Origin of the sequence: Phocaeicola sp. RTP21198st1_B8_RTP21198_201120 (assembly GCF_040929485.1) — a bacterium.
Classification (GTDB): Bacteria; Bacteroidota; Bacteroidia; order Bacteroidales; family Bacteroidaceae; genus Phocaeicola; species Phocaeicola dorei.
The window spans coordinates 16,882-22,875 of sequence record NZ_JBCOCI010000082.1 but is presented as its reverse complement, the minus strand read 5'-3'; the positions used below and the strand labels follow the sequence as shown (position 1 = coordinate 22,875).

2 protein-coding genes and 1 pseudogene are annotated in these 5,994 nt (G+C 44.7%); all 3 read right to left on the bottom strand.

Annotated elements, in window-relative coordinates; translation table 11 throughout:
• Positions 1 to 150 precede the first annotated feature (150 nt).
• Positions 151 to 3,969: a hypothetical protein gene (locus AB5935_RS20050; protein ID WP_368327533.1), complete on the bottom strand. Its 3,819-nt coding sequence runs from the start codon at positions 3,967 to 3,969 to the stop codon at positions 151 to 153.
• A gap of 80 nt (positions 3,970 to 4,049) precedes the next feature.
• The gene (locus AB5935_RS20045) at positions 4,050 to 4,466 is read right to left on the bottom strand and encodes a hypothetical protein (protein ID WP_038609882.1); all 417 of its coding nucleotides are present in this window, start codon (positions 4,464 to 4,466) and stop codon (positions 4,050 to 4,052) included.
• Positions 4,467 to 4,469: 3 nt separating this feature from the next.
• Positions 4,470 to 5,994 (bottom strand): annotated as a pseudogene (locus AB5935_RS20040) (phage tail tape measure protein); the annotation flags it as partial.

Below are 5,994 nucleotides of genomic sequence, written 5' to 3'. Positions count from 1 at the left end.
AGCAATTTAAGAGTAGAAAATAATCCCTTGTTGCGGATACCGTTCTGCTTGACCTTTTCTAGTTCGGTAGAAGTCTTACTAAAGTTGTTGTTAAGACGGTCTGCCGCCTCACTCCAAGTACCTGTCTTGTTAATAGTATTCAGTTCCATATCACTTCTTTACTTTTAAAGTCCCGTTTGTCACGACTCCTTCTACTGTCTCATATTCCACATATACCTGCCCGGAACTGACGTTATCTTTAGACGACCAATTACTGCATTCAATATTGGCCACATACTTAGACACACTCACCCCGTCATATACCGGTTTCATCCCAACCAACAGCGTTTCGCCTTTAGAACCATAGAAGGATACGTTATTGGGATTAAGAATGATATCCGTATTTTCCACATGATTCTGTATTCTGATACGTTCCGGATATACAGTCGTTTCTAGTATCAATTGGTCCCCTGCATATTTCCGCAAAATCAAATCACCATATTCCCATCCGTCCGATGATGTGTCGAACCTTAATATCAAGGTGGCATGTCCTTCAGTCGTGTACATTTCAAGAGTATTTTTATCCGGATCAATGACAATGCGTTTCCCGTCAACAGATGTTTCTACTTTTCCGCGGAAAAATCCGCCCAAGGCTTCAACCACACCTCTGAACTTACCACCTAAGGCATAAATATAGCCACGCAGGAACGTATCGCCACCATGAGTGGCAACGAAGTTCGCCATATTCGCCCATTCTTCATCGGTGGGTTGATAATTCGGATCATTACGAAACCTCATCACGGTCAATATAGCTTGTTGTAACGTGCCACCTGCCCAAAATGCCACATCATCATCGTCATTGTATATGCCGCTAACTCCGGCGGTGACCTTCTGCATCTTGCCATCCTTGTAGTTGCCTAACTGGATCATATTGGCCAATATCAAACCGCCAAGGATGTCCACAGAACCATCCTTAATCGCGCTGGCGATATAATTGATTGACTGGAAACCGGCTGTTGCCTTGTCATTGTCAAGAATTGAAGGCTTCCAGTCAGTAGCGATGGTTCCACGCTCTAACTGAAGGTCACAAACGGTTGCGGTACCACTGATAAGAAATATACCACTGCCATTGAAGGTGATCTTATGGGTATATCTCTGATAAGAGGATGTGAGAGGTTGAGAAACACTGAAAGAACCGCACGAAACAGACACAGACGTACCCTTTGCTTTATAACTGATAACATAACTTTCTCCTTTAATCAATGATACGGACTGGGACAAACTACCGATTGCGGCAGAGTACCCGGAGCCGGCATCACTGTCCGCAGATACGGTAGCCACTCCCGTCCAATATTCCAGTTGCTTGCTAAAAAGTTCGGTATCCGCCGATAGCTCGGTAGCGGCAGACAGGTCCTCTGTTTCATAATCTCCCGTAAATCCAGAATTGCGCAACAGATTGACACTACCAACGGCGGCATTGTCTATCGCATCCTTAGCCTCTTGGGCCAGATCAGCCGCCGCCTGTATCTCATCCGGAAGACCTTCCATATTACGCCATCCGGTGGAACCCTGCTCGATATGGAACATACCCTTGATATCAACACCGCCTTTTTGTGTATAACGGATGTAAGTGCTCTCATCCTTGGCACCGATATAGGCATCACCATACACATTGATATAGGCGTGTCCGGTGGACTTGTCAAAGCCCAACCCGATGACTTCTTTCCCGGCAAGAGAGAAAGAGTTGATACCTTGATAGAAAATAATGGAAGGCGAAGTTTCATTAACAGAAGAAAGGATTATAGCTGCCTGACGAGTGATATCCGTCAAGTGTCCCAAACCAATAATATCATCACCGGCAACCGGAATATCACTGTCCTTATCGGCATTGGTTTTGCTCAAATCAATATAGTCAGATCCTACACCTGTCACCTCACGCCAGTAGTAGCGGTTGGATACATTGTGAGATGTTCCTTCTTTAATGTTAAATTCTTGGGCTAATGCTAATGTACCGACTGTAAATTCGTTATTGATTGTCACTCCATCGACTTCCGACAAAAAGAAACAGCGGTAGCTCTCATCAAGTTCCTCCACACGGACACACTTCATTCCGGCCGGAGATATGATCTGCTCACCACCAACATGCGTTTTCTTTTTCACTTCAAGTTCATCAAAGACAGCCTTAATCTTCACATAAAGCCGGTCAACAACGGCTTGAGAGGTACCATCTTCCAGTACAGTAATTCCACTACCGTTCTTACCAATCAAAAGACCTTTCAAAAAAGTGATCAGCTCATTAGCGATATCTTCTTTATCTTTACGAAGAAAAGTTTTCAACGAGCGTAATGCGGAATACACGTTATGGTCTGTCGCCGGGGTTGAGTCGTGGCTTCCAATCACATACACGCCGCTACCACCACCGCCCGTATAGGTCTGTCCTTTCAGGGTAAGGCTCTCAACCTTCTCCTCCAGCTCGCCGATACGAGAATAGGAGGCGGTTTCCCCAACAGTATAGACAGGTGAGTCAAACGGGAAATCCAAGTTAAATTCAAAACCGATAATCCTTGACTGCCTTCCGTTATCGAAATAGGCTTTGTTAATAAGATTAACCTTTTGACCAATGCTGTAGAGGTTATGAATGCCGTCCTCGCGGTATGCGTCACCGGACATCATCGTGCAGTCGTAAGTACTCGGGTCAACCTTTGATTTGGAAGCGTATTTTTCCGTCTTGACCTTCAGTTCCTGTTCTGCAGCACCCACAAGCCCCAGTTCGGTTATTTTCGTGCTGTCCCAGCCGGATAGTACATATTCATCTCCATCCTGGGGAAAGAGCACATCGCCGGGAAGTGGTCTGCCGTAGTCCTCATTCCTGACTATCTCCCAAAGCTGTGCCTCAGGGTTCCATCCGCCATCCTCCAGCTTCTCCGGCTTTCCCTCAGGATTGAACTTCACGGCGAACTCCAGACCGTTGAGAAGCCCGGACGCGAAACGTATCCTCAGCTCCTGACCGGGGAGGATATATTTCTCGGAAAAGTTAACACCTGTATCCCTGAAACGGTAGGCATTCCATTTTTCCTCAGTGGTTGTGCCGTCCTCATTCTCCACCTTGTCCGTCACCTCGATGGTAGTAACATCCGACATGGTGCCCGTTCTTCGGGGATAGACTTCATCGAAGATAACCACCTGCTCGACGGCTTCCTCGGTAGTCATATCAGGATAAGCGTCAATGTAAGGAGTGCCTTCGGGAAGCATCAGCCTGCGCTGCACCACACCGTTCACAACCACGGTCTCGTCAATGGGGCGGTAGTCTGCCGGTATGTTACGGGTGGAACCAAAAGCGTAGATTCTTGTCGCATAGGTGGACCGGGATTCAGATCGTGGCATTTCCTGCACGTTTTTCTCGATCTCGAAGTCCACCGCGTCGCCAAACTCACAACACCCGAAATGGATTATATTCCCGGTTATCCAGCACTCGCAATCCCATTTTTTCGCCATGGAGAAACAGGCATCCAAAATGTTGATGTTCTCATAAGACATCAGTTGTGATTTGTTCTCTACCGTACTGTCAATGGAGAAAACAAAATCCTGTCCTTTGTATGTGTAACCAAGAGCCTTTAAATTTCTCAGGACTATACCGACTTGTACGTCAAGCGGGGCAGTCAGGTTCCAGGACGCCTCCTGTCCGGCCGTCTCCGGGGTATATTTGAAGATTTTGTTTTTCCATTTCCAATAATAGGCATCAAGCTGAAGCTCATAGTCGTAGCCGGCGGTATTGGTGTTGAATGCGGGCTTCTGCAAATCGCACACTTCGAACAGTCCGAAGTCACACTCCACGTATGAGCCAAGTTTGAAATATATGGGATTCTCTAAGGAGAACTTTAACATGATGTAGTCCTCCTTCATCAGAGTGAACTTACGCTTGCAGCCTTCATTGATCAGAGTTGTAAGCTGGATAGCACCGGATATGTCTTTGATGTCGATTTGTTTCATGTCTTCAAAGTTCGGAGATAAAAAAAAGAGTACCCAATTTTGAGCACTCACATACACGACAATAAAACCAATGTCGTGAATTAAGTTCTGTTGGCCGGATTCGGCTCATTGAACTTGGCTGAAATTTTTCCGAAAGTTCGGTCTAAACTCTGTGCGTAAGTGATACTTTTACCGAGATAAACCAGATGATAAATCTCGCTACTATTAGCCGAGACTTGAATATCAACCTTGCCCTTATAAAGTTCATCGAAGAAAGCTTTTTTCTTTGCTTGATAATCAGATTGGGAATTTCCTTCAATTGTAAAAGAAAGTGTTATTTCCCTCTCATCGACTTTCGGATTATTGATTATTACCCGCTTCCCATGTTCAAGTCTGCTTTTGTTCTCAATAAAATCCTTCATGGGAGCGGATGCCCCAATAGCATCAAGAACCCCCTCTCCCATTCTCACACCCCATGTCGTGTAAGCGTTTTCGTCATTAATTAATAATTCATTCATAGACTATAATTTTGCTGTATTCTTTTTAACTTCTGCTATATCTCTTTGTATCTGTTGAATAGGTTTGACGATTGCCCCTGTATTTTCTGAAATCTGTACCAATTCAAGATAGGATTGCGCTATCAAATCCCGCGTATCATCAGCAATATTTCTTGTTTCCGTATTTATGGAAAGTAGAGCATCTGCTTTTACTGTCAGTAGATTAAGTGATTGAGATTGAATGATATTCTGATTCTTTATCTCTTCTCCTGCAATATGCAATGCTGTAAACCTACCGCTTAGTTCTCCTACATCTTCATGTGTCATTTCAGTGCCGAACCCTCTTGATGAAGAAGATTGGGAATAGGACTCCTGTGAAATCTTGTCATATCCGGTTGCTGCGGCAAGCTCGTCACGGAGCTTCATGGCTTCCTCCACATATTTCATATATTCATCCTGCAAGGCTTCTCTCTCTACTTCGGTCAGATTGTTATCCTCCATGGCGGCACCGAACTTCTTCCACCACTCTTCGAGTTTCTCGCTGTACATTTCACCGATTTTATTACTCAGCATGGCACGCATGAAATACTCTGCTATATCTTCCGCTGCATCCTTAGCTTCATACTTCATATCCATAAGATTGTTCACAAAGCTGTCAAACATTCCATCGAAAGTGATACCAGTAAGACCTTCATAGAGTTTGTCTGTAAGTTCTTCCAGCTTACCAGCTTGCTCAACATAATCATTCAACTTGTCAGTCAAACGCTCACCATAACCACCCTTGCCAGTATTCTGAATCTTCTCCCACATATCAACATTACTGCGGAGCACTTTCATCTCTTCAGGAGAAAGGGACCATATATCACCGTTCCAGTTTCTGCCTATCTGCTGGCTAAGACGAGAGATTTCCTCTTGGTTGAATCCTCCCCAATAGTAGTTCCAGCTATGATGGGAATTGGAGTATCTAGCCTGTTCCTGTGCAATTTTTTTATAGTTTTCTTCCGTCTCTTTTTGCAGTTTCTTCGCATCAGCATACGCGGAAACGGACTTTGTTCCCTTGCTGGCTTCCATTACATCTGTCAAATCCTCAATAGCGGTTTGTAGTGTTTCATTTCGATCGGTAAGCCTATTAATAGCTTCCTCGACTTCTTTTTTATTACCACCAATACCAAACAAAGAATTAAAACCGCCGAAAGAAATCGCATTGAGGATATTGCCTATCCCGTTTTTCAGAGATTCTCCAATTGTTACGAATAAATCACCTGACAAGACATCACCGATAATTCCGCTGACTGCATTCAGGACAGCGTCAAGCAAACCACCCACAAGATTGCTCAATCCGTCTTTGAGTACGTCAATGATGGACAGAATCCATCCGACAATGGGGACCTCCTTAAGAGATTCTGACGTCTTGCCTATCACGTCTTTGAATCCGTTCACCGTCTTGATGATTCCACTGTATGCGTCATATAGTCCGCCCGAAGAAAGTTGTTGCAATCCTCCCAATATATTTTCCATGCTCGCTTTCAGTTTGGTTGCGGTATCGGAT